This is a genomic window from Halobacillus sp. A5, assembly GCF_024189315.1.
Taxonomy (GTDB): Bacteria; Bacillota; Bacilli; order Bacillales; family Halobacillaceae; genus Halobacillus_A.
This window is the reverse complement of record NZ_JAIZEO010000001.1, coordinates 1094814-1116236: the sequence shown is the minus strand read 5'-3', so window position 1 is coordinate 1116236 and position 21423 is coordinate 1094814. Positions and strand designations below refer to the sequence as shown.

The window sequence follows — 21423 nt, the reverse complement described above, 5'->3', positions numbered from 1 at the left end:
AGGGAAAGAGTTCTACTATGGGAGGCGCAGATGATGAGTCTGCCGGAATTTGCGCAGTTGTCTCATAATTTAGTAAAATAACGTTTGCACTGAATCTATTTCGTATGTATTATATAAAACTGTTATCATGTTCCGTCCATAGAACTAGTTTTTTCTGGAAATTAATTATTACATAAGAGGTGAATCTATGAAGAAAGTAACTCGCGTTTTCTGGTATGGTTTAACTGTTTGTTTATTGTTTGTCCTTTGGGGAGCGTCTGCCCCTGAAAACCTAAAAACGATGACTGCTGATGCTGGTCTTCTGTATTTATTTAATATTTTCACGGTTTAATAAAATAAAGCTGGGTAAAGAGGGGGATACTCCCGATTTCAGTCTTCCTGCCTGGTTTGCTATGTTGTTTAGTGCCGGTATGGGGATGGGGCTGGTATTCTGGACAACAGCTGAACCTATTTCTCATGCCTTTTTAAGCAGTCCGCGTGCGGAAGTTGGAAGTGATCAGGCTATCAAGGAGGCCCTTCAGTTTTCTTTCTTTCACTGGGGGATCCATGCCTGGGCCGTGTACGCGCTTGTCGCCTTAGTGCTCGCTTACTTTAAATTCCACCGTGGGTATCCCGGCTTGATCAGTGCTACCCTCATTCCAGTTTTTGGGGAGAAGAGAATGAAAGGTTTCGCAGGACAGCTTGTGGACACACTGGCAGTAGTCGCTACTGTAGTAGGGGTCGCGGCTACGTTAGGCTTCGGTACGGCTCAAATAAACGAGGGACTTGCGTATGTATTTAATACACCTTCGAATTACTGGGTACAGCTGATTATTTTAGTCGTAGCTACCGCTTTGTTTATTTTCTCGGCCTGGTCAGGTGTGAGCCGCGGAATTAAATACTTAAGTAACCTTAACATGATTCTAGGGTTTCTCCTTATGATCGTCCTCTTCATAGTAGGTCCTACATTGTATATCTTAAATATGTTCACGGACTCACTCGGCGGGTATATTACTAATTTCTTTAATATGAGTCTTCGCATCGCGCCACTGGACGATGATGGGCGTACATGGATTGATAGCTGGACAATTTTTTACTGGGCCTGGTGGATTTCCTGGTCTCCATTTGTCGGGATCTTCATTGCGCGTATTTCCAGAGGACGTACGATTAAAGAGTTTATGATGGGCGTTCTATTTGTTCCATCACTCGTATGTTTTGTCTTTTTTGCCGTATTTGGAGTATCAGCATTGGATTTAGAACAGCAGGGGCTGGCGACGATCTCAGATTTTCCGATGGAAACCGCTACTTTTGCTATGCTGGAGCAATACCCACTTGGTTTACTCATGTCCATCGTAACGATTGCTGTCATCGCTGTGTTTTTTATTACATCTGCAGACTCAGCTACCTTCGTGCTGGGCATGCTGTCCACATCCGGATCGCTTAACCCTTCAGGAATGGTGAAAATTGTATGGGGGTTAAGCCTGTCAGCCATGGCAGCCATTATCGTTTACTTTGGAGGTACAGAAGGGCTGCAGAACGTATTGATTATTGCAGCATTCCCATTCTCTGTCATTGTATTGTTAATGGGATATTCCTTCTTTAAATCTGCCAACCAGGAAATCTCCGCAGAAAAACGTAAGGCAGCTAAATAATTCAATAGATGGTATTAATTCAAGAGACCCGGACAATCGATTGGAATTTGTCCGGGTCTTTCTGTGTTTTGCAATATCCATTCGTCAACATTCTTTGCTTTGGCTAAACCCTCCTCAAGAAGCAAGGGGGTCTAAAGACTTGGACAGTTGCCGCAGGGGTCTTCATATGTTCCATTTTGAAGGATTATTATTTAATTTAGATGATAATAAAGGCCCGTTTTCAGCTTGCAGATCCCCTCTGTTTTCTACAAGTTTGGTGAGCACATCGTGGCAGTGGAGTACCGATTCTTTTCCGCAGAAGATTTGCCGTTATTATCATTTGGATATTTATGTTAAGGTGGTCCTAGTTTCAATATTCTAAATCTTATAAGCATCGGAGAATTCTAAATGTCTATATTTACTAGAGCGATTGCTGCATTTGCTTCCTCAGTTATCTTAGCTGTGTTTATTAATGTTGCCTTTGCCGGAGGAGGCATGGCCGCTTTTGTTTTTTTTATTCTCTTCCTTTGTTTCTCATCGTGGGAACTGGTACATCCATAACCATAGAGCGGGTATTAAAACAATTCTCCATTACTAATTACAAATCGACCATGGAGATGCTTATCTATTTTATCGCTGGAGTTCTGGCAGGGATCTTAGTGATAGCAGCCGCATCAGCTGATGCAGAGCACTATGTAACATTAATTTCACTAACCGTCTGTTCGTCATTACTGTATTACTCCACCCTGTCTGTCACAAAATTTATTCGGAAGGAGTAGAGTGAGAATGAGAGAAAACCTTCCCTATTTATTTTACTGGGCCTTATTTCTTATTGGAGCTGTATCCTATTGGCCATTCTTTTTCGTAGAATATGGTTTTGTTTACACGATTTTAATTACGTTCAGTACAGGTTTTATCGGAGCTGTTATTGCATTATCCTTGAATAGCCGCAGGTTGATCGCCGTAAGTGTGTTACTCGGTTTAAGCCCTTTTCTTACATTTATCATTTTGTACATCATTTTGCAGATTTTTTAATAGCACTGTATAGATGTTAACTTATAAGATTATTATGTTAACAAGGATGAAAAATTTAGTTATCCAGCTGGGCACCTCGTCCTTTAGAAGGGTAATTGTGCAGATTAATAATTTTTGAAATAATTGTATGATAATCTATTCTTTTGTTTACTAACTCTAATCCTGAGAAATAATAGAGATGAATCATGTCTTATGCTGTTCGTCCAGCGGCTGAACCAGATTGTATGATTGAACATGTGCAGGCTTTTCGAAGCGGATGATAGACTGTTCAGCTGATCGGGTACTTTATAAATATCAGGTGGTATTTGCTGGTTTTAAACAGAATGGAAGAGGAGTGAAAGTATGGTTATACTTCACGAGGCTCAACAAGAAGAAGAATATATTCTTCATAATTTGATGCAGTTTTACACCTATGAATTTAGTAAATTTATTCCGGCCATCCGTCTGGAAGAAGACGGCACCTTTGAGTGGTTTAATCTTGATAAGTACTGGGAGGCCGCTCATTATCATGCTTTCTTAATTAAGCACTATGATGAACTTATTGGATTTGCTTTAATTGAAAGTCAGTCAGCGGGTAAACCCAATCGGATGGAAGAATTCTTTATTATGGCAAAGTATCATGGCCTGGGATTTGGAAAAACAGCCGCAATTCAGCTGTTTCATAAATTCCCGGGAGCATGGAGTATCTACCAAATGGAAAAGAATAAACCTTCTCAGTCCTTCTGGAAGAAGTTAATCAACCGCCTGACTGATGGATATTACGTTGAGTATGTCGAACAGGGAAAGCACATTCAAGAGTTTCATACGAATTCATTCAAGAAAGCTAAATAGGGGATGCCAGCTATGATTTATATGTACTCAGGAGGGGCAGATGGTGAATAAGAATGGGACTTTAATTCTTTGTGGCGGAGGAGACGCAGGGGAAACTATGCGAATTAATCAGTATTTTTCGAATATCATTGATACAGCCAGACCATTGTTATATATTCCGCTTGCAGGTGATTTAAAGAAGAGGTCCTACGAAGAAAGCTATGATTATACTTATAATTTATTCAGAGATTATGGAGTTCGGGAAGTGGTAATGTGGACGGACTTAAGAGATAAAAGTTACGGAGACTTACATTCTTTTTCCTCTATATATCTTAGCGGAGGCAGTGCTTTACAATTGCTCAAAACTATCAGGGAATCAGAGTTTGAAGAAGTACTGCTGGCTTATTATCAAAATGGTGGAATTCTTTATGGTCAAAGTGCAGGTGCGATTATTTTTGGGAAGTATATTAATAGTGTTGATCATAATTGCCCTGAGCGTGGAATGAATCTAGTGGAAGGAATATGGTGTCACTATAAGCCGGAAGACGATGATAAGGTAATGTCATTTGCGAAGAGGTTAGAATCATCGGTTCTTGCTATTTCAGATGGGGCAGCGGTCGTCTGCCGGGGGAATAGAAGCTTTGCTATAGGGGCGGATTCTGTATACATATTTAATAAGAATGGAAAAAAAGTCATCGGGAGGCAGTAATGAATTATATGATTCGCAGGGCCGTTTTGGAGGACGCCGAAGCGGTCGCCGACGTAAGTACAACCAGCTGGAAAACAACGTACAAAGGAATTCTTCCTCATTCCTTTCTGAATTCTTTAAACGCTCAAACAAAAATTCAGAAATGGAAAAGCTTGATCCGTCAATGTGAAGAACATTATATATATGTAGCACAGGACCGAAAAGGGCAGGTGGTCGGCTTTTGCCACGGAGGGTTGGAACGGACAGGCGAATATAAGTATAAAGGTGAATTATACGCCATTTATCTTTATGAAGAATACCAGGATAAGGGAATAGGGAGCAAGCTTATTCAAACTTTAATGAAGAAGTTCAATGAAGCTGGTATCCAATCTTTAATCGTCTGGGTCCTTAAGGAAAACCCGTATCGTAAATTCTATGAACAGCTCGGTGCAGGCAAAGTGGATGAGAAGCAGATTGAGATTGCCGGCCATTTCTACAAGGAAACAGCCTATGCATGGGAACACACAAAAATAGGGGAGGAGAGCAGAGATGAGGAATAAAGACATCAGCACAAAGATGAATCTTGATAAAATAATTTTTATTGGAAGAACCTATGAAGAATATATGGATATGTTTGACTTATCCGAGGATCGTTTAAAGGGCAGAAAGATTCTGGATTGTCCCGCGGGCGCTTGTTCATTTACCGCCGAGGGAAGAGAAAAAGGACTGGACATAACAGCAGCTGATATCGCTTATGATCACTCACTGGATCAGCTTGAATTGAAGGGGAGGCAGGATGTCCACCATGCTATAAATCATATGGAGAAGGCGAAAAGTAATTATATATGGAGCTACTTTAAAAATTTACATGCATTAGAGGAATACCGTTTGAGCGCACTAAAGAAATGTACGGATCACATGCATCAATTTAATGAGCACTATGTGCCTGTAACTTTACCTGAGTTACCCTTTGAAGATCAACAGTTTGACATTGTGTTATCCGCTCATTTCTTATTTATGTATGCTGACCGGTTAGATGAGGATTTTCATTTAAAAGCGATAGATGAGCTTATACGTGTGGCAAAAGAGGAAGTGCGTATTTTTCCTACAGTAGATTTACAAGGAAATCGCTATAAATATCTAGATCACATACATTCTTATTATCGTGATATGGGTTTTGATACTGAAGAAGTTAAAGTCCCTTATGAATTTCAAGCAAATGCTGACCAGATGCTGGTAATAAAGAAATACAGATCCTATTAATTCATTCGCTCATAGAATGGGAGGCAGGAGAAATGAATCATAAACGTGAAACACCAGAAAGCCGCCGGAACAGATTGCGGCAGCAGGAGTCAAAAAATAATCCTGCAGGCGGATTTGAAGGATCTGGGCTGTCTGACTTGGTAAGCGGGTTAAGATGGAAGGCTTCTGCAATGATAATAAGCTGCTTAATAGGGGGTGTTCTACTATTTTTCTGGTTGTTTTAAATGTGACTTTAACATGATGGAGGGGTCTGCCATTTACAGGGTTGCGCATAATGTACCAAATAGTTAAAAAATCGAGTGTAAATAGGTATGTCTGCCTATCCTATAAGAAACCTGTTTAGGATATGATGAACATATTATAATCGAACAGGTGGCGTTTCCATGAGTAAAAGAATGGTTTTGCTTATAGTTGTCTTCCTTGCCGCCTTTAGCATGGCTGGTAACTTTCCCCTTCAATCTGAAGTCGTAACCCACGATGTTACCTTCAGTGATGACGACAGGGAAACTGAAGTTTCTGCTGTGAACTTTTCCTCATCATCCCCTCTACTGGTATTTAAATCCGTATTTCTTTTACCTATGAAAATAAGAAAGATAAAAGTGTCAGCTATTCATCATTCCCTCAATGGTGCCTCCACTTCTTATATTAAGGACAGTTCGTATTATGCAGTTCATTTTAAGAATATCCAGGGAGATTATCTGTAATTCTATGCTTTAATTTCAAATTAAAATTAAAGGAGAAGAATGATGGATAAACAGAGTAAAGAAAACATAGAATGGATTGTGTCTGCAGGTATAGTGCTCGCCCTATTCTTTGGAACTATTGGACTGGCCGGTATGTTCGCAGGCGTAAATTGGCTTGAACTCATTCCTCATTATTCTGGGGAATTCGTGAATATTGACGTTTTTAAAGACTTGATAAACTTCCGGGAGAACTAAAAGAGGGATCGTTCAATGGAAATAATAGATCTAATCAAGGTGATTATTTTAGGAATGGTCGAAGGGTTAACTGAATTTGCTCCGATTTCCTCTACGGGTCATATGATCGTAGTGGACGATTTATGGCTTCACTCGGATCAATTTCTATCAAAATACGCAGCGAATACGTTTAAAGTTGTAATTCAGCTGGGTTCCATCTGTGCTGTGGTGGTCGTGTTTAAGGAGCGGTTCAAACAATTATTTAAGGACTTAACAACGTCTGAGTCTCAGCCTCTAAAAAGATTGAAGTTCAGTCATATCCTGGCAGGCTTATTGCCGGCTGTTGTTCTTGGGTTGTTTTTTGAAGATTTTATTGACGAGCATTTGTTCTCGGTCTCTACAGTGGGGATCGGTCTTATTCTCGGCTCCTTTCTAATGATGGCTGCAGATAAATGGAGAAGGAAGGCCCCCCTGACGTTAACAGTCGATGATATTACTCACCGTCAGGCTTTTACTGTTGGATTAATTCAATGCTTCTCTCTGTGGCCTGGATTCTCAAGATCAGGATCTACGATCTCGGGCGGGGTGCTCCTTGGGATGAGCTACCGGTCTGCGGCAGACTTCACATTTATAATGGCAGTGCCTATTATGTTAGGGGCAAGCGGCCTCTCCTTAATGAAAAATTGGTCCTATTTTACTTTGGACGCTTTTCCTTATTTTGCAGCCGGGTTTATTACCGCTTTTTTGTTTGCTTTGCTGTCGATCCGTTTTTTCTTAAACGTGATTCAAAAAGTGAAGTTAATGCCCTTTGCGATATACAGGCTTGTATTGGCAGCAGCGGTTTACCTTGTTTATTTCTAATAGGCACTTTAGTGTAAAATAAAAACTCTTAATAGTTGTATAGCGAAAAACCTTCAACCTCCAGTTATAAAAAGAGAAACTGGGTGTTGAAGGTTTTTATTAGTTACTCCAGCATTCCGCCGGTTCTGTAAATCCGGGAAGCAGCAGCAATTGCCTTTACTGCCTGTACGTGCTCCTTACTTTAAGTTATCCTCAAAGAATTGTAGTAATTTCTCCGCGGCCGGCTCAATATGCTCAGGCTTGTCAGTTAAGGAAACGTGTGTGGCCCGACGATCACTGACTTCTTCTAAAAAGAGAGGTGTCTCTTTGTATTTATTCGAATTCTTGCTTTAACTGATCAAGCATGGATAAGTTTTGGGGTGCAGTTCCTTTGTAATCCGTTAACTTATAGCTGCTGGCGATTTCACCTCTAAAGGAGAAATCAGAAGGATAGCCATGAGATTTTAAGTAATCTACGACACTCCATTTGTTCCAGCCCGACGCAGGAGATGCATAATTTAAACCGCCCTTATTCTTCCAGGAAGCCTCTTTACTATCATCATTTTCTGGAGCATCTTCAAGTTCTAGCCCCATAGCCTCCGCCATTTTAGTTGGAATATCTATGTTATTAACAAGGCCTGAAAAATCATCAGAAGACGGACCATAAGCATAAATAGGAACGTCCACTCCCGTGTGTACGGAGCTTGTCCACCCAACAAGAGCATGGTCACTTACGGCGTCATTTATAGCTTCATTTGGTTTTTCGGCTGAACGTATGGTTTCTACTTCTTCTTTCGAGAGCTCAACACCAGCGTACTCCTCTACTACTTGTGCCACATTCGATCGATCCTCGTCTAATTGCTCCGCCATATGATCACCGGTAGCACTTACCCCTTGTACGACATCCTGTTTCACATCGTATTCTCCATTGGATCCGACTGTCATTCCGCCTGTTTCATGATCACCCGCAATGACTACAAGCGTTTCTTCATCCTGCTTTGCATAGTCTAATGCTTCTGCGGCTGCTTCCTCAAAAGCAGCGGTATCATTCATAGCCCAGGCGGCATCGTGAGCATGGCCGGCCCAGTCAATCTGACTGCCTTCCACCATAAGGAAGAAGCCTTCTTCATCTTGAGAAAGGGATTGAATGGCGGTGGAGGTCATCTCTGATAAACTTGGCTCTTCAGTTTCCCCGCGTTCCATTTCAGGGCTTAGAGGGCCATCAGCAAATAAACCGAGAATTTTTTCATCATTTTCTACATTTGACAGTTCCTCCTGGTTTTCAACAAAGGAGTATCCACTTTCCTCTGCCTGCGTTAATAGATTCTCTTCCTGTTCTCCGCCTTCGGATTCGGGTAAGAACATTTCTTTCCCTCCACCTAATAAAACGTCTACATCATTCTCAAGAAGCTGCGGAGCAATCCCGGCTTCATTGTCACGGTCTTCTACGTGGGAAGCAAACACAGCGGGTGTAGCATGGGTTATAGTAGAAGTAGCTACAAGACCCGAGGATTTTCCTGCATTTTCTGAAGCGTGAAGTATACTATCGACTTTTTCACCATCAGGAGTAACGCCAATCATTCCGTTATTCGTTTTATGACCAGTAGCCATAGCTGTACCTGCAGCTGCAGAATCGGTCACTTCAGTGTCTTCTGAGTAAGTTTTCATCATTCCTTTTAGGTAAGGATCAAAAACAGAATCCTCCCCTTTAAACCAGCGGTAATTCGTAGCATAGCCAGCTGAGTAACCATCAGGAATCATGTAAATCACATTTTTTACTTTCTTATCTGAGGATGTTTCATCAGCATAGACAGGCTGATGCCCTCCTAAACCTGCACCTGAGAACAAGATGGTTGTACTTACCAACAGAGCTGCGGATTTTTTAATCATCTGCCTTCTCCCTTCTAAAATATGTAATGGGTATTACATCCGCAATACTAGCGCTCTAGTATTAATAGAAAGATAACTAAATGTAAATCTATTGAAAATAAAAAAAATAAGTATTTTATCCTGTGCCATAAGTAGCGATAAAGATGTACTTAAAAATGAAACGAACGCGAAGTTGACTCGTAAGACAATTAGGAATAATGAAGGAGGCGAAGGAGTGAGCAAACGAAAGGGGATATTTTTTCAAGACAAGAGATATAAAAGCTCTAAACCTGTGAACCTGGTTAGGGTTGTATTTGCACTCACAGCAGGTTTGCTCCTGCTTTATGGAATTAAGCAAGAGTTCGAAGGGATCATAGGTTATGTATTTGGTATTGCCGGTGCAGGTTCATTTATAGACGCAGCAGAAAGCTATGTACACCGAGAAGAGAAAACGGTTTATTTAGCAGAATTAGGCTTTGCTCTCGTATGGATTTGTGCTTTCATACTGTGGTTAATATAAAAGTAATTTGAATAGAAGCGATCCTTGAGTGAGTAAGAAAGAGTGGGTGTCAAGATGGTTAAACTTTATAAAATACATATCATCGGCTCTGTCGCAAGCGGGAAGACCACATTAGCAAGAACTTTATCTTCCAAGCTGGAAATTCCTTATTATGAGCTCGACAACGTGGCCTGGAAAAGAGATAAATCAGGAGACACTCGCAGAACAGAACAAGAAAGAGAAAATGATCTACATACTATAGTAAACTTAAAATCCTGGGTGATTGAAGGCGTACACTACGAAGCATGGACTAACGAATGCTTTCAAAAAGCAGATATCATTATTTTTCTCGACACTCCCTACACAGTGCGGACATTAAGGATCATTACACGTTTTGTAAAACAGAAAGCCGGAGTAGAAAAAGCAAACTACAAGCCGACCTTATCTATATTTTTCAAAATGTTTAAATGGAACGCCCATTTCGAGAAGAAGAGTAAGCCGCTTATTATGGAGAAACTTCGCAGCCACGAAGATAAGCTGTACGTGATTACTTCAGGAATTAAAGGAGTAGATGGTAAAGACAGAAATATATTTAATCACTTTAACACTAGTCCATGAAGCAGTTTTTTTACAAAAAACGCTTTCTTCGTGATAAGCTGTATAAGGAATTTGCATTCGAGGAGTGGTGTTATGAAGGAAAATCAAAAAATAATGGCGAGTGGTAAACTTACATCAGCTGATTATAGAAGACATAACAATTATCATATGAAAAAGGTGAAATTATTTTATTTCTTAGCAGCATTTGCTTTGTTCTTTTTTGTTAGTTTTCAATCATTGGAAGGGCCCTTACTATTCTCAGTTATATTTACAGCCATTGTTTCCTTCCTGTTGGCCGGAATTATGGTCTTATTCCTCATAATAATGATCAATTTTAGAGCTACGAGGGAATATAAGAAAAATATACCGCTTCAAAATGAAGCAGTCTATACGTTCCGGCCGGGAAATATTCATCAAAAAACAAAAAATGCAACCAACCGTTTTAAATGGTCCGATTTAATGGCTGTGCATGAGCATAAAGATATGTTTCAGCTTTATTTGTCTAAACAAAATGCCATGATTGTACCTAAGTGGTTTTTTCAGTCTGAAGATGATGTACAAGCATTCAAAACAATGGTAAAGAACCAGTCGAATACAAAGCAGATTAAGTTACGAAAAGAAAAGCAGGCTTAACCAAAAAGTAAAGGCAGACCTTGGATGAGGTCTGCCTTTACTTTTTGGGTTGCATATTTTGAGTGGTTAAGAGGTACAGTTATTCACATTGTATGGTGGTTATCTTGGAACTGAGTCTTCTATATAAGGGCAGCATTCCTGTTATGAAGAAATATCGTATTTCACGAAAAAATGACCTCTTGGTATGATAGATATGTCCTGAAGCTGGCCAGCACAAAGGACAAATTCATATACCAGGAGGCCATGAAATGAATTATAACCAAAATAAGAAGCTTGCTCAAATAACATCTCAAACACTAATTGTAGGCGTGGATATTGCGAAACACAATCATGTCGCACGAGCTCAAGATTTTAGAGGTATAGAACTAGGATCATCTCTAACATTCGAGAATACACAAGCAGGATTCAATAGCTTACTTGACTGGATTCAACAGTTACTTACTGATCATCATATGAACCAAATCTTGATTGGTATGGAACCTACCGGTCATTACTGGCTCAACCTAGCTCATTTCTTAACGGAGAAGGATATCAAGTTCGTGGTCGTGAACCCTTCACATGTGAAGAAATCGAAAGAGTTGGATGATAATTCACCTACAAAGAATGACATCAAAGATGCGAAGGTTATTGCACAATTAGTGAAAGATGGGAGATACGCTGAACCAAACATTCCGCAAGGAGTTTATGCAGAACTCCGTGGAGCTAAAAAAATTCGTGATCTTCTATCTGTTGACCTTCAAGTAGTGCAGGGCCAAATTCATAACTGGATTGATCGGCATTTCCCTGAGTTATTAACGGTGTTTAAAAATTGGGAGGGTAAAGCAGCTCTTCAAATATTGAAACTTAACTTACTTCCACATGAACTTATGAAACTCACAGATCGAGAACTAATGTTGCACCTTCGAAAGACAGTCAAACGTGGCGTAGGGTTAGAGAAGATGCAGGAATTAAAGCGAGTGGCTGGATGTTCAGTAGGCATTCGTCAAGGTTCGGATATGGCTAAATTAGAGCTCCATACCCTGTTAGAGAAGTATCAATTGATTCATCAAAAGTTGGAAAAGCTTGAGTCCAGAATGGACTCTCTACTTGAACAGGTGCCTGGCGTGCAACAAATGCTGGGAATCACAGGCATAGGAAGAGACACTGTGGTAGGGTTCTTTTCAGAGGTCGGAGACCTTAAAGGCTACTCTCATCCTCGCCAGATTATAAAGTTAGCAGGCTTGAATTTGAAAGAGAATACCTCAGGACAACATAAAGGTCAGACAAAGCGAGGCCGAAAGAAATTGAGAGCCCTATTGTTTAGAGTCGTCATGCCCCTTGTCGCCAAGAATTCTGCTTTTAAAGCTCTACATGAATACTATACGAAACGACCCAACAATCCTCTGAAAAAGATGCAATCGATGATTGCCTTGTGTAATAAACTGATAAGAATATTGTTTGCCATCGGTAAGAAACAATTTGAGTTTAGTGAAGAGAAGATGTTAAGAGATATTCCTCATATGAAAGAATTGCAGACAGCAGCTTAGTTTTTTGTAGTCATAGTTATCTTAGCTATATAGACATTTGAAGCACGGATTAGTCAGTCAAACCAACTAACCTACGGACATTGATCCTGCAGGGCAGCATTACTGACATCCACCTCATGGAAAGGTTGTACGAAGGAATTTTAGAGCATTGACTCTGTGAGACATGGGAGGGTTCACCTCCATGAGAATTGTGGACATCCATAAGTGCGATCATAAGTGAATCACAACCCAAATTTTTTAGAAATTAGCACTTGGGTGTACACTGTCAGGCTCTAAAACTCCATAATTAGACAAAAATACAACGAAATTCCACGATTCAAATAAATGCTAAATATGTACGGCTATGAAATCCTGAGAAAACAGGAGAAATCGTAAGATTGTCCTTTCTTTATAGAGGGAGGATAGTTTAAGACTCAGTTTCGAGATAATTATCTTTTTTTGAAACCGTATGAGTACTGGTTCGTAGGTTAAGTAAAGTACTAAAAATGATGGGAAGATGGCAATTTGAACTCCAAAAAAACGATTATAAGTCACTTTGAAACATACAAGGAAGCTTTATTTCAAGAAATCATTACACTTAATTCTTTTCTTGAACTATACGTACACATAAGAAAAAGAAGAAATGATCGTTTAGAAATATTGAATAAGTCACCTGCTTTTTTTTATCTAATCCAGGAATCTTTATTATCCAGTGTTATTATAGGTGTTGCTAAAATCTATGAGAAAAGAAACCAAAAAGGAAGAACTATTTTCAATTTTCTAAACTTCATTAAAGCAAATCACAAAGCTATCTTTAATAATTCAGCGCTTAAGGAAAAGGGTGTTGGTGGAATAACAGAAAAATCAATTGAAAATCATTTGGTACTATTATCAGACCAAGAACCATTAATAAATAAAGTATTTGCTTGGAGGGATGGAAGTTTCGCTCATTCTGATAAAAAGTACTTCCAGGATCGTAAAATTTTAGGAGAAGAATATCCAATAACAATAAGTGATCTAAGAACGCTTATTGAGTTAGTGGCAGAAATTTTAAATAAATATGAAGGAGATTACAATAATAGTTACCAATCAATAAATGCAACAAATATTACTGACATAGACAATATTTTAAATTGGTTATACAAAGTAGAGCCGTATAAGAGCGATATAAACAAAATGGTGAGAGAGCAGACGTACAATAGAAAGTAGCTGCTATACAAAATTAAACAAACAGGGGCGATTCTTAAAGCACTATTGTTTCCCCAATTTTCATCTAATTATTAGGTATATTTACTTAAATAAGAAAAGTCTAAAGCTAACGCTCAATGCATTAACGGAGATTGATTCAATAAGCACAAACCTGTTGCTCTATTATTTGAAGATTTACGGTAATCACAATTTTAGAATGGGGCGAGGAATCATCTTTTATTTAAAAAAACACCCAAAAATTTGGGGGCCAATTCTCGTATTTATTCTTTTAGGTGTTGCAATATGGATGGCTGACAATAAGTCCACAGAAGATGAGTTGAATATAGAGAATAACCTCAGTCCAACGTTTACTAGTAATGGTTTCGAATTGACAGGTGAGGAAGGAAGATTCGGAATGTGGGACCCTGCTAACGAACCAAAAGATATACTTGAATTTAAAGCTAATAATCAAGTAACTTTATATGAGTTTTATTTCTGGGGTGAGGAAGAGGAGCTAGTAGGTGAAACTCATAGGCTAGTAGCCACTAATGAAAATACCAGAGAACAGAAAACATTTCAGGAAAGGCTCATCGAAACTAACCAAAATGAAGAGATCCCAGCCCAAGCTCTAAGCGCAGGGCGAGTGAGTTTTAATGAAGGTGAGACTGGAAGTTGGTTATTTAAGGTTTATGTTGATGGGAAGGTGCATTCAAGTTTTAGTATTGATGTAAAGGATTAGAATTAAATTATAGGTCCCCATTTGAGTCATCTAAATAAATGGTAGTGGGGGTCTGGTTAGATTATCTTGAAATCGAGTCTTCCATAATTGGGGGCTTTTCTTTAGTTAGTTAAATTGTCCTCTATACTTATAATTGTTGAGAGTTATCCCGGGAAGTTGTTTTATTGAAAGGTAGTGTAGGGCAGTTGTACAGGAATTTAGAGAAACTGAAAAAGAGTGAAGGTCCTGCAAGAAACAATATAAAATATAGGCGATGTTTTAAGGAGGGAATGATATGCAATGGGAGACATTGGCTGATTGGATCTGGGCAATATATTACTTATTTATTATTGCGACTTTAGGCACTGCAGTATTTAGTGTTGTTAAAAAGGGTAATAAAGGTTGGTCCATTGTTGCCGTTTTATTTACTATTACAGTTCCGATAGTTAGTCTGATAAATAGTATTGGAAGACCAAGAGGTTTGAATGAATTTGATTATTTAGTTAGTCAAATACAACACGGTGCTTTTTGGTCAGTTTTCGTATTGATTGGCTATTTCTTTTTATTAGGATGGTGGGGGTTATTCCTGTTCAAAATTAGGCTAATAAATACCTCCTCTTAAAGTAAAGTTTAGAGCGAGAGTTAGTCAATGCAACGGTCTTGGAATGGGTCTTCCAAAATAAAAAGTAAGATAAATTAGAGAAATGAAAACTTTATACCGGTGTTTTAATCAACATAAATTAATTTATCTTGAAATCAAGTCTTTCGCTAATTGGGGCGCGCGACAAGTTCTGCTATAAGCGCTTTTCAGCGCGAAAGGCAGGGAATCTGTTGGATTAAATTTCAACTGTACAACGGAGGATGGGAATGAAGGATCCATGTTTCCCGAAACCATCCCGTTAATACTCCTGCATGCGTTGAGACGGACAGGTCTCTTGGTATGAAGCACAGGTGAAGGCGGCAGAACAAAGGCTAAAGCTATTTGCAAAGAAAAGGTATGCCTGAGGATATGCCGGACGGCTAATACCTAGTTAAGGTGAGAATCGTTCTTTGAGATAGGAACTGACGAACTTCCGAAGGTAAGGGTCTAAAGATACGAACGTAAGGAAACTTATGTGGTCATCTAACGATGACGTGAGTGGTGTGGAGTAAAACTGCCCCATCTGAAAGACGCTATACCGAACCAAGGCGGTATCCAGCTCACAGGCTTACAGGAAGCACCTAATTCTAGTATTGATAGCTACGTTGTATGGTACTTGGAAAGCAAGGAACGTTGAATCAAGGGCTGTCACCCGAAACGGTTGCTATAAAGATATGCTGAAAAGCATTTATCCTTGTGAGGGTAGGGGAATGACTGATGAAACTTCTGTAATAGAAGTGGAAGAATAGCCCCAAGTCTAGAGTATGAAACGATTATTTTCTTAACGTGAATGGCACCGATCGGGTAGGAACGTGGGAACATCGCTCCAAAGGAGGGATGCCACAGTGTCAACGCTGCGAAACTGGGATTACTATAATATGACGGAGACCTTTACGGATCTTTATGAAAAAGCGAGTCAGGGACATACGTTTTCTTATCTATATGAAACCATCATATCGAGAGAAAACATCCTGCTCGCCTTTCGCATGATCAAAACCAATAAAGGATCTAAAACACCAGGCACCGATGGGAAAACTATCGATGACATGAAAGAGCTCTCCGAAAATGATCTGGTAAACGAAGTCCGAACGAAACTTAGAAACTATTGCCCGAAGAAAGTTCGCAGAGAATGGATTGAAAAAGACAACGGAAAATGGAGACCCCTTGGGATTCCGTGCATCCTGGATCGAGTGATCCAACAATGCTTTAAACAAGTTCTCGAACCGATTGTAGAATCTCAATTCTTCAAACATAGCTACGGATTCAGACCTCTCCAGTCTGCTCATCATGCTATGGCAAGAATACAATCTTTGATTAATCGCGGTCAACTTCATTACGTCGTTGATGTAGATATTAAGAGTTTCTTTGATAACGTAAATCATCGTCTATTAAAGAGGCAACTCTGGAACATCGGTATTCAAGACCGTAAGGTACTAGCCTGTATCTCAAAAATGATCACTTCGGAGATTGATGGAGAAGGAGTGCCCGAGAAGGGTTCGCCACAAGGTGGAATTTTATCCCCTCTTCTTTCTAATGTCGTCTTAAATGATCTAGACCAATGGGTTGCCGACCAGTGGGAAGTATTTCCCCTGACGAAAGCCTACAGTTCAGATGATGCCAGAAGGCGAGCGAGAAAACAAACGAATTTGAAACAAGGATACCTGTGAAAGAGTCGCATTTAAAATGGACAATATAGCCGGCTAAAAACATACAAAATCGTCGCCTTAAATTTCGACAAGCTTCATAATTAAATTGATTCCTAAAGGGGAGGAGATTTAGTTTATGAAGCTGGAGGGAGAGCGACGAAAGGTGAAAGAATTACTAGAACGGGGTATGTCTTATACAGACATTGCCCAACTCTTAGGTATGCATCGTCATACGGTTAAATCCTTAAGCGAACGGGAGAAAAACCACATACAAAAGCGAGCAAATAAAGGGTCTAAGTTAGATCCTTACAAGGACTACTTGCTTAAACGATTACAGAAAGATCATGTTTTCAATTGTGAAAAACTCTATCAGGAGATCCGAAAACAGGGGTATTCTGGAGGGAAGACGATTCTAAAAGATTTTGTACAGCCTTATCGCAAGTCCTTCAAGGAAAGTCATACCCGGAGGTATGAAACAGAACCGGGAGAACAAATACAGGTGGACTGGAAAGAAGCTGGTCTTTATCAGGTAGATGGAGATACAATTCCCCTTATGATATTTGTGGCCACTCTCTCTTATTCACGAATGAGTTATGTTTGTTTTGCGGAGAAGCAAGACCGAGAGCACCTATTTCAATGTCTCATTAATGCTTTTGAATACTTTGGTGGTGTCACGCAAAAAGTCCTGTTCGATAATATGAAAACCATAATCAATCGAAGAAATGGACCTGAAATTGAATGGAATGAAAAGTTCTTGGACTTTGTAGATCATTACGGGTTTACCCCTAAGGTCCATCGACCTTATCGTCCTCAAACAAAAGGAAAGGTGGAACGTTTCATTGGCTACATGAATGGATGGCTAGAGACATCTTCCGTCCAATCCTTACAGGATTTGAACCGGACACTTATGAGGTGGGTAGAAGACACCGCGAATCAACGTGTTCACTCTACAACAGAACGGAAGCCTGTAGAGTTATGGATGAAAGAATCTCTCGATTCTCTTCCTTCTAAATATGAAGTAAGCTATCTCACCTATCGGAAAATAGGAAGAGATGGTGTGCTGAACTATCACGCTAGAAAAATTCTTATGAGCTCTACTTATGCAGGACATGAAGTCATGATTAAGGAAACCCTGGATGGAAGGATTACCGTTTACCACCATGGCGAAGCCATTCTTACCTACACCACAGATGATAAGATCTTACCTCTCTCCGAACAGATAAGAAAAAAGCAGCGTTCAAAGGCTGGCACCTTTCACGCTGCATCAGATGTTGAGGTCGCTGTTCGCCCACTAAGCGTCTACGACCGATTTCTTCAAGAGGGAGAGCGATAAGTGATGAATCAAGTGATTGATACATACTGTGAATCACTCAAATTATCTACAATTCAACTGAAATGGCGTAACCTCATTGAAGAAGCTTCTAAAGATAATATACCATATCATATCTTTCTTGAGCGACTACTAGAAGTGGAAAACCAAGCGAGAATCGAGAGAAGCAGACAAACTTTACTGAGACTCTCCCGCTTACCTTTCAAAAAGACGTTGGATACGTTTGACTTTGATCGTATTAGTGGTGTGACCCGAAGGGACATCGAAGAATATATGAGTCTCAGTTTCATCGAACAAAGTCAGAATCTTATTTTCCTAGGTCCGCCTGGCGTTGGGAAAACACACCTTGCGGTTTCAATCGCTCTAGAAGCCATAAGCAAAGGATTGAAAACGTATTTTATGACAGCTCAGGAACTCGTTACGTCCCTTGAGACAGCAGATGGACAAGGGAAATTGGATAAGAAAATGAGAGGAATCGCTAAGCCTTCTCTCTTGATCATCGACGAAATGGGCTATTTGAATCTATCAGACCAAGGTGGTCATTACTTATTTCAAGTAATTAGCCGTAGGTATGAAAATAGCTCTATTATTCTAACGTCGAACAAGACGTTCAGCCAGTGGGGAGAGGTTTTAGGCGATGGAATTATTGCGACGGCCATATTGGATCGGTTACTTCATCATTCAAGAGTGTTTTCTATTGATGGGCCAAGTTTTCGAATGAAAAACAAAGCTGCCAAATAAGGTGGCAGCTTTGTATAATTTTAACCCGACGATTTTGTATAAAATTAAACGGCCTTGACAACCTGGTCCGATATGCTGATGATTTTAAAATTCTTTGTCGGGATGGAAAGACAGCGCAAAGGTGGTACCATGCGGTACGTCTGTACCTCAAAGAGCGTTTGAAACTGGACATCTCACCGGAGAAATCTCAAATTGTAAACTTAAGAAAACGAGAATCTGAGTTCTTAGGGTTCACCATTCGGGCGAATAAAAAGGGTAAGAAACGAGTGGCCCATACTGGGGTCATTTCTTCTAAAAGAAAGAAAATGAAGCAGGAAGCGAAAAAGCTCATTCGGAGAATGAAAAGTTCACCTTCTGCTGAGAATATTCATCGTTACAATAGTTTTGTTCTGGGACTTCACCAATACTTTAAGCGAGCGACTCTTGTAAATCTTGTGTTCTCACGTCTTGCTTACGATCTTAAACCATTTCTAGTGAACCGTCTTCGTCCGGTTGGAAAGCTAGAACATCCTTTTCAGCCACCGCCTTTTTATAAGAAAACCTTTAGCTTAGGAACGAAAACATTCAATATCAATGGTGTGTATCTGTTCCCTATAGGCAATGTGAAAACATTTCATACGAGGAACTTCAGTCCAAAGCTTTCGCTTTATACAAAGACAGGCAGAGAACAGATACACAAAAGTCTCCGCCCTGATATCCAGAAAGAAATCGGTCACTTAATGAAGTCTTCTCTACCGAAACGAAGTATCGAATACCTGGATAATCGTATTAGCCGGTATAGTATGAAGATGGGGAGACGCGAAATTACAGGTGAGTACCTCCATGCATCAGACGTTCACTGCCATCATTACGTGCCAAGGAACCAAGGAGGTTCGGATCAATTTCAAAATCTCCGTAATCTTCATAAGGATATTCACCGACTTATCCATATGAAAGATATAGAAAAGATAAAGGTTTACCTTGAAAAGTTACCACAGAATCGATTGATCTTAGATAAGATCAATCAATACCGAAAGGTATGTGGGGTGGAAGGGATCGAAGCATCCAGTCTCGCAGAGTAACATAGGAACTTATAATTTAGTACATACCTTTAGATGGAACGCCGGATGCTGGGAAACTAGCACGTCCGGTGTGGAGCAGGGGAAAAGCCGGAGATAACCTCAAACGCTTACCTATTGCTAACAATTCTTTATTAACATACTTTAGTATTTGGATGCTTTTCTAATGTGCTTTATTAGGGGGGAATCTGTTGGTTGATCTTTTCGAAAGAATGAAAGAAGGTAATAAAAAGCAACGAAATGCTTATAGCACTATTACAGAACTGGATATATTTGATGAATTGAGTATCTACAATCCTGTGCTTTGTGGAACTGTTCCCATTGGTGTTGACTTAGATAATTCAGATCTCGACATCGTTATGGAAGTCAAAGACCTAAAGCTGTTTGGAAATAAGCTAAACAACCTTTATGGAAATATGCCTGGCTTTACTTTGAAAAGAACAACTATATTAGGACATAGAGTTGTTAAGGCGAATTTCTTCTATGACAAATTTGAATTAGAACTCTTTGGCCAAAATCAACCTATAGAGCGTCAGAACGCTTATTTACATATGATTATTGAATACGAACTCTTAAAAAATAATCCGTCGCTTAAAGGTAAAGTTATTGAACTCAAAAAACAGGGGTATAAGACTGAACCAGCGTTCTGTGAGCTATTAGGTATTGAAGGGGATCCTTATAAAGGCTTGGTTCAATATGGAATTAAAGAAAGAATTATAAGTCTGGATTGCTGAAATTTACTCACTGGAAGTGGGAATTATCTTGATTTCAAGTCTTCAACTATTTGGGGCTATTGCTTAAGAAGTAATTATCTTACATAATCGGTGTGACTAAGGAGAGAGGTCATGGATTTTGCATTTAACTTTTTAATATATATGTTTATTCTTTTTCCAATAGTTTCAATTGTTCATGAGTTTGGTCATGCTTTTTTTGCAAAGCTATTCTCACAGAAAATAGAAGAGATTTCAATAGGGATGGGAAAAGTAATTTTTGAGAAAGACTTGTTAAGTATTAAGTCAGCGTATTTTGCTTTCGGTTGGGTAACACTCAATGAAGATATGGAAGGAAAAATGACAAAATTTCAAACTTCTTTATTTCTATTAGGAGGAATTATTTTCAACCTTGCTACAGCTGTTATACTTGATATATTTACAGGATATGAGTTCTTCTATTTTAGGAATTATGTAGATAGCTTTATTTTTTTGTCCTACCTTCAAGTTCTTAACTTACTTCCAGTAACACTAATCCATGGGGAGTCAGACGGCAAACAGATGATTTCGAGAGTTTTAAAAAGTTAATTCTTATCTCTACATTAACAAAGAAAATGGCTAGTTTCTCAAACGAGATATCTCGGAATTAATTCTTACTGTATCGGGGGCATTTGCAAAATAAGCCCCTAGCTTATTTACATACATACAAAGCCATCGGGCGTAAAATTTCGAGTGAGAATGTGCTATGTACCGATGCTTGGCGTGCCTTTAAAACATATGCGTTTGATAATGGTATGACTATCTATCAATTCAAATCGGACGGTAAAATCCGCACCAAGGGTATTTATCACATCCAGATCGTTAATTACTACCACCGAAGGCTGAAAGGGTGGATACAGCGCTTTAACGGGGTGGCGACCAAGTATCTGAACAATTACCTTGCGTGGTTCAAATGTTGGAGAGCTTTCATCACCAGAGAAACGAAGTCACAAGAATGATATGATAAGCAAACGGAATTTAATCCCAAGTGTGGAAACTTATGATACACTCTGGTTATCTAAGTTCAAAGTATAAATAATATTGCATTTTTGAACTATATAGATTCTTAAAGGAGGCGTTGTTTATG

23 protein-coding genes and 3 pseudogenes are annotated in these 21423 nt (G+C 39.4%); 25 read left to right on the top strand and 1 reads right to left on the bottom strand.

What is annotated here, in order from left to right:
- The first annotated feature begins 187 nt into the window (after positions 1-187).
- The 11 genes and pseudogenes from LF822_RS05815 to LF822_RS05765 all read left to right on the top strand — a co-directional run bounded on the left by LF822_RS05815 (position 188) and on the right by LF822_RS05765 (position 7184).
- Positions 188-1631 (top strand): annotated as a pseudogene (locus tag LF822_RS05815) (BCCT family transporter).
- 387 nt (positions 1632-2018) lie between these two features.
- The gene (locus LF822_RS05810; protein ID WP_253922983.1) at positions 2019-2171 is read left to right on the top strand and encodes a hypothetical protein; all 153 of its coding nucleotides are present in this window, start codon (positions 2019-2021) and stop codon (positions 2169-2171) included.
- A gap of 225 nt (positions 2172-2396) precedes the next feature.
- Positions 2397-2645, top strand: coding sequence for a hypothetical protein (locus LF822_RS05805; protein WP_253922982.1), 249 nt, complete (start codon positions 2397-2399; stop codon positions 2643-2645).
- A 342-nt stretch (positions 2646-2987) separates the two neighbouring features.
- Entirely contained in the window at positions 2988-3476 is a 489-nt protein-coding gene (locus LF822_RS05800; RefSeq protein WP_253922981.1) for a GNAT family N-acetyltransferase, read from the top strand.
- A gap of 40 nt (positions 3477-3516) precedes the next feature.
- Positions 3517-4164: a Type 1 glutamine amidotransferase-like domain-containing protein gene (locus LF822_RS05795; protein WP_253922980.1), complete on the top strand. Its 648-nt coding sequence runs from the start codon at positions 3517-3519 to the stop codon at positions 4162-4164.
- A complete protein-coding gene (locus LF822_RS05790) occupies positions 4164-4703 on the top strand; it encodes a GNAT family N-acetyltransferase (RefSeq protein WP_253922979.1) in 540 nt (179 codons plus the stop codon). The genes LF822_RS05795 and LF822_RS05790 overlap by 1 nt, the downstream gene beginning before the upstream one ends.
- Complete coding sequence (locus tag LF822_RS05785; RefSeq protein WP_253922978.1) at positions 4693-5406, top strand: methyltransferase domain-containing protein; 714 nt, start codon at positions 4693-4695, stop codon at positions 5404-5406. The genes LF822_RS05790 and LF822_RS05785 overlap by 11 nt, the downstream gene beginning before the upstream one ends.
- A gap of 32 nt (positions 5407-5438) precedes the next feature.
- Entirely contained in the window at positions 5439-5630 is a 192-nt protein-coding gene (locus LF822_RS05780) for a DUF6366 family protein (RefSeq protein ID WP_253922977.1), read from the top strand.
- A 159-nt stretch (positions 5631-5789) separates the two neighbouring features.
- Positions 5790-6110: a hypothetical protein gene (locus LF822_RS05775; RefSeq protein WP_253922976.1), complete on the top strand. Its 321-nt coding sequence runs from the start codon at positions 5790-5792 to the stop codon at positions 6108-6110.
- Between the two features lie 42 nt (positions 6111-6152).
- A complete protein-coding gene (locus LF822_RS05770; protein WP_253922975.1) occupies positions 6153-6344 on the top strand; it encodes a hypothetical protein in 192 nt (63 codons plus the stop codon).
- 15 nt (positions 6345-6359) lie between these two features.
- Complete coding sequence (locus LF822_RS05765) at positions 6360-7184, top strand: undecaprenyl-diphosphate phosphatase (RefSeq protein WP_253922974.1); 825 nt, start codon at positions 6360-6362, stop codon at positions 7182-7184.
- Between the two features lie 312 nt (positions 7185-7496).
- Here LF822_RS05765 and LF822_RS05760 read toward each other — a convergent pair whose 3' ends face one another.
- Positions 7497-9053 carry an alkaline phosphatase gene (locus LF822_RS05760; protein ID WP_371925834.1) on the bottom strand — a complete coding sequence of 519 codons (1557 nt, stop codon included), beginning with the start codon at positions 9051-9053 and terminating at the stop codon, positions 7497-7499.
- A gap of 214 nt (positions 9054-9267) precedes the next feature.
- On the opposite strand from LF822_RS05760, the gene LF822_RS05755 reads away from it, so the two are divergent.
- From LF822_RS05755 to LF822_RS05690, 14 genes and pseudogenes are all read left to right on the top strand, one after another.
- Complete coding sequence (locus LF822_RS05755) at positions 9268-9552, top strand: hypothetical protein (RefSeq protein ID WP_253922973.1); 285 nt, start codon at positions 9268-9270, stop codon at positions 9550-9552.
- 54 nt (positions 9553-9606) lie between these two features.
- Positions 9607-10149 carry a P-loop NTPase family protein gene (locus tag LF822_RS05750; RefSeq protein ID WP_253922972.1) on the top strand — a complete coding sequence of 181 codons (543 nt, stop codon included), beginning with the start codon at positions 9607-9609 and terminating at the stop codon, positions 10147-10149.
- Positions 10150-10221: 72 nt separating this feature from the next.
- Entirely contained in the window at positions 10222-10761 is a 540-nt protein-coding gene (locus tag LF822_RS05745; protein WP_253922971.1) for a YcxB family protein, read from the top strand.
- A gap of 248 nt (positions 10762-11009) precedes the next feature.
- On the top strand, positions 11010-12287 hold the full coding sequence (locus LF822_RS05740) for an IS110 family RNA-guided transposase (RefSeq protein WP_253922970.1): 1278 nt from the start codon (positions 11010-11012) through the stop codon (positions 12285-12287).
- Between the two features lie 504 nt (positions 12288-12791).
- Positions 12792-13475, top strand: coding sequence for an AbiU2 domain-containing protein (locus tag LF822_RS05735; RefSeq protein WP_253922969.1), 684 nt, complete (start codon positions 12792-12794; stop codon positions 13473-13475).
- 286 nt (positions 13476-13761) lie between these two features.
- Positions 13762-14193: a hypothetical protein gene (locus LF822_RS05730; protein ID WP_253922968.1), complete on the top strand. Its 432-nt coding sequence runs from the start codon at positions 13762-13764 to the stop codon at positions 14191-14193.
- Between the two features lie 274 nt (positions 14194-14467).
- Positions 14468-14794, top strand: coding sequence for a hypothetical protein (locus tag LF822_RS05725; RefSeq protein WP_253922967.1), 327 nt, complete (start codon positions 14468-14470; stop codon positions 14792-14794).
- Positions 14795-15657: 863 nt separating this feature from the next.
- Positions 15658-16476: pseudogene (locus LF822_RS05720) on the top strand (reverse transcriptase domain-containing protein); the annotation flags it as partial.
- Positions 16477-16594: 118 nt separating this feature from the next.
- Complete coding sequence (gene istA, locus LF822_RS05715; protein WP_253922966.1) at positions 16595-17791, top strand: IS21 family transposase; 1197 nt, start codon at positions 16595-16597, stop codon at positions 17789-17791.
- Between the two features lie 3 nt (positions 17792-17794).
- A complete protein-coding gene (gene istB, locus LF822_RS05710; RefSeq protein ID WP_253923484.1) occupies positions 17795-18529 on the top strand; it encodes an IS21-like element helper ATPase IstB in 735 nt (244 codons plus the stop codon).
- A complete protein-coding gene (locus tag LF822_RS05705; RefSeq protein WP_371925855.1) occupies positions 18526-19590 on the top strand; it encodes a reverse transcriptase domain-containing protein in 1065 nt (354 codons plus the stop codon). The genes istB and LF822_RS05705 overlap by 4 nt, the downstream gene beginning before the upstream one ends.
- 188 nt (positions 19591-19778) lie before the next feature.
- Positions 19779-20321, top strand: coding sequence for a DUF4269 domain-containing protein (locus tag LF822_RS05700; protein WP_253922965.1), 543 nt, complete (start codon positions 19779-19781; stop codon positions 20319-20321).
- A gap of 111 nt (positions 20322-20432) precedes the next feature.
- Positions 20433-20885, top strand: a complete 453-nt coding sequence (locus tag LF822_RS05695; RefSeq protein WP_253922964.1) for a site-2 protease family protein — start codon at positions 20433-20435, stop codon at positions 20883-20885.
- A 119-nt stretch (positions 20886-21004) separates the two neighbouring features.
- Positions 21005-21371 (top strand): annotated as a pseudogene (locus tag LF822_RS05690) (IS1595 family transposase); the annotation flags it as partial.
- Positions 21372-21423 lie beyond the last annotated feature (52 nt).

Bases quoted from the DNA above. Each gene is read 5' to 3' on its own strand.
- LF822_RS05810 (WP_253922983.1), top strand. From the start codon at position 2,019: ATGTCTATATTTACTAGAGCGATTGCTGCATTTGCTTCCTCAGTTATC.
- LF822_RS05805 (WP_253922982.1), top strand. From the start codon at position 2,397: ATGAGAGAAAACCTTCCCTATTTATTTTACTGGGCCTTATTTCTTATT.
- LF822_RS05800 (WP_253922981.1), top strand. From the start codon at position 2,988: ATGGTTATACTTCACGAGGCTCAACAAGAAGAAGAATATATTCTTCAT.
- LF822_RS05795 (WP_253922980.1), top strand. From the start codon at position 3,517: ATGGTGAATAAGAATGGGACTTTAATTCTTTGTGGCGGAGGAGACGCA.
- LF822_RS05790 (WP_253922979.1), top strand. From the start codon at position 4,164: ATGAATTATATGATTCGCAGGGCCGTTTTGGAGGACGCCGAAGCGGTC.
- LF822_RS05785 (WP_253922978.1), top strand. From the start codon at position 4,693: ATGAGGAATAAAGACATCAGCACAAAGATGAATCTTGATAAAATAATT.
- LF822_RS05780 (WP_253922977.1), top strand. From the start codon at position 5,439: ATGAATCATAAACGTGAAACACCAGAAAGCCGCCGGAACAGATTGCGG.
- LF822_RS05775 (WP_253922976.1), top strand. From the start codon at position 5,790: ATGAGTAAAAGAATGGTTTTGCTTATAGTTGTCTTCCTTGCCGCCTTT.
- LF822_RS05770 (WP_253922975.1), top strand. From the start codon at position 6,153: ATGGATAAACAGAGTAAAGAAAACATAGAATGGATTGTGTCTGCAGGT.
- LF822_RS05765 (WP_253922974.1), top strand. From the start codon at position 6,360: ATGGAAATAATAGATCTAATCAAGGTGATTATTTTAGGAATGGTCGAA.
- LF822_RS05760 (WP_371925834.1), bottom strand. From the start codon at position 9,053: ATGATTAAAAAATCCGCAGCTCTGTTGGTAAGTACAACCATCTTGTTC.
- LF822_RS05750 (WP_253922972.1), top strand. From the start codon at position 9,607: ATGGTTAAACTTTATAAAATACATATCATCGGCTCTGTCGCAAGCGGG.
- LF822_RS05745 (WP_253922971.1), top strand. From the start codon at position 10,222: ATGAAGGAAAATCAAAAAATAATGGCGAGTGGTAAACTTACATCAGCT.
- LF822_RS05740 (WP_253922970.1), top strand. From the start codon at position 11,010: ATGAATTATAACCAAAATAAGAAGCTTGCTCAAATAACATCTCAAACA.
- LF822_RS05730 (WP_253922968.1), top strand. From the start codon at position 13,762: ATGGCTGACAATAAGTCCACAGAAGATGAGTTGAATATAGAGAATAAC.
- LF822_RS05725 (WP_253922967.1), top strand. From the start codon at position 14,468: ATGCAATGGGAGACATTGGCTGATTGGATCTGGGCAATATATTACTTA.
- istA (WP_253922966.1), top strand. From the start codon at position 16,595: ATGAAGCTGGAGGGAGAGCGACGAAAGGTGAAAGAATTACTAGAACGG.
- istB (WP_253923484.1), top strand. From the start codon at position 17,795: ATGAATCAAGTGATTGATACATACTGTGAATCACTCAAATTATCTACA.
- LF822_RS05695 (WP_253922964.1), top strand. From the start codon at position 20,433: ATGGATTTTGCATTTAACTTTTTAATATATATGTTTATTCTTTTTCCA.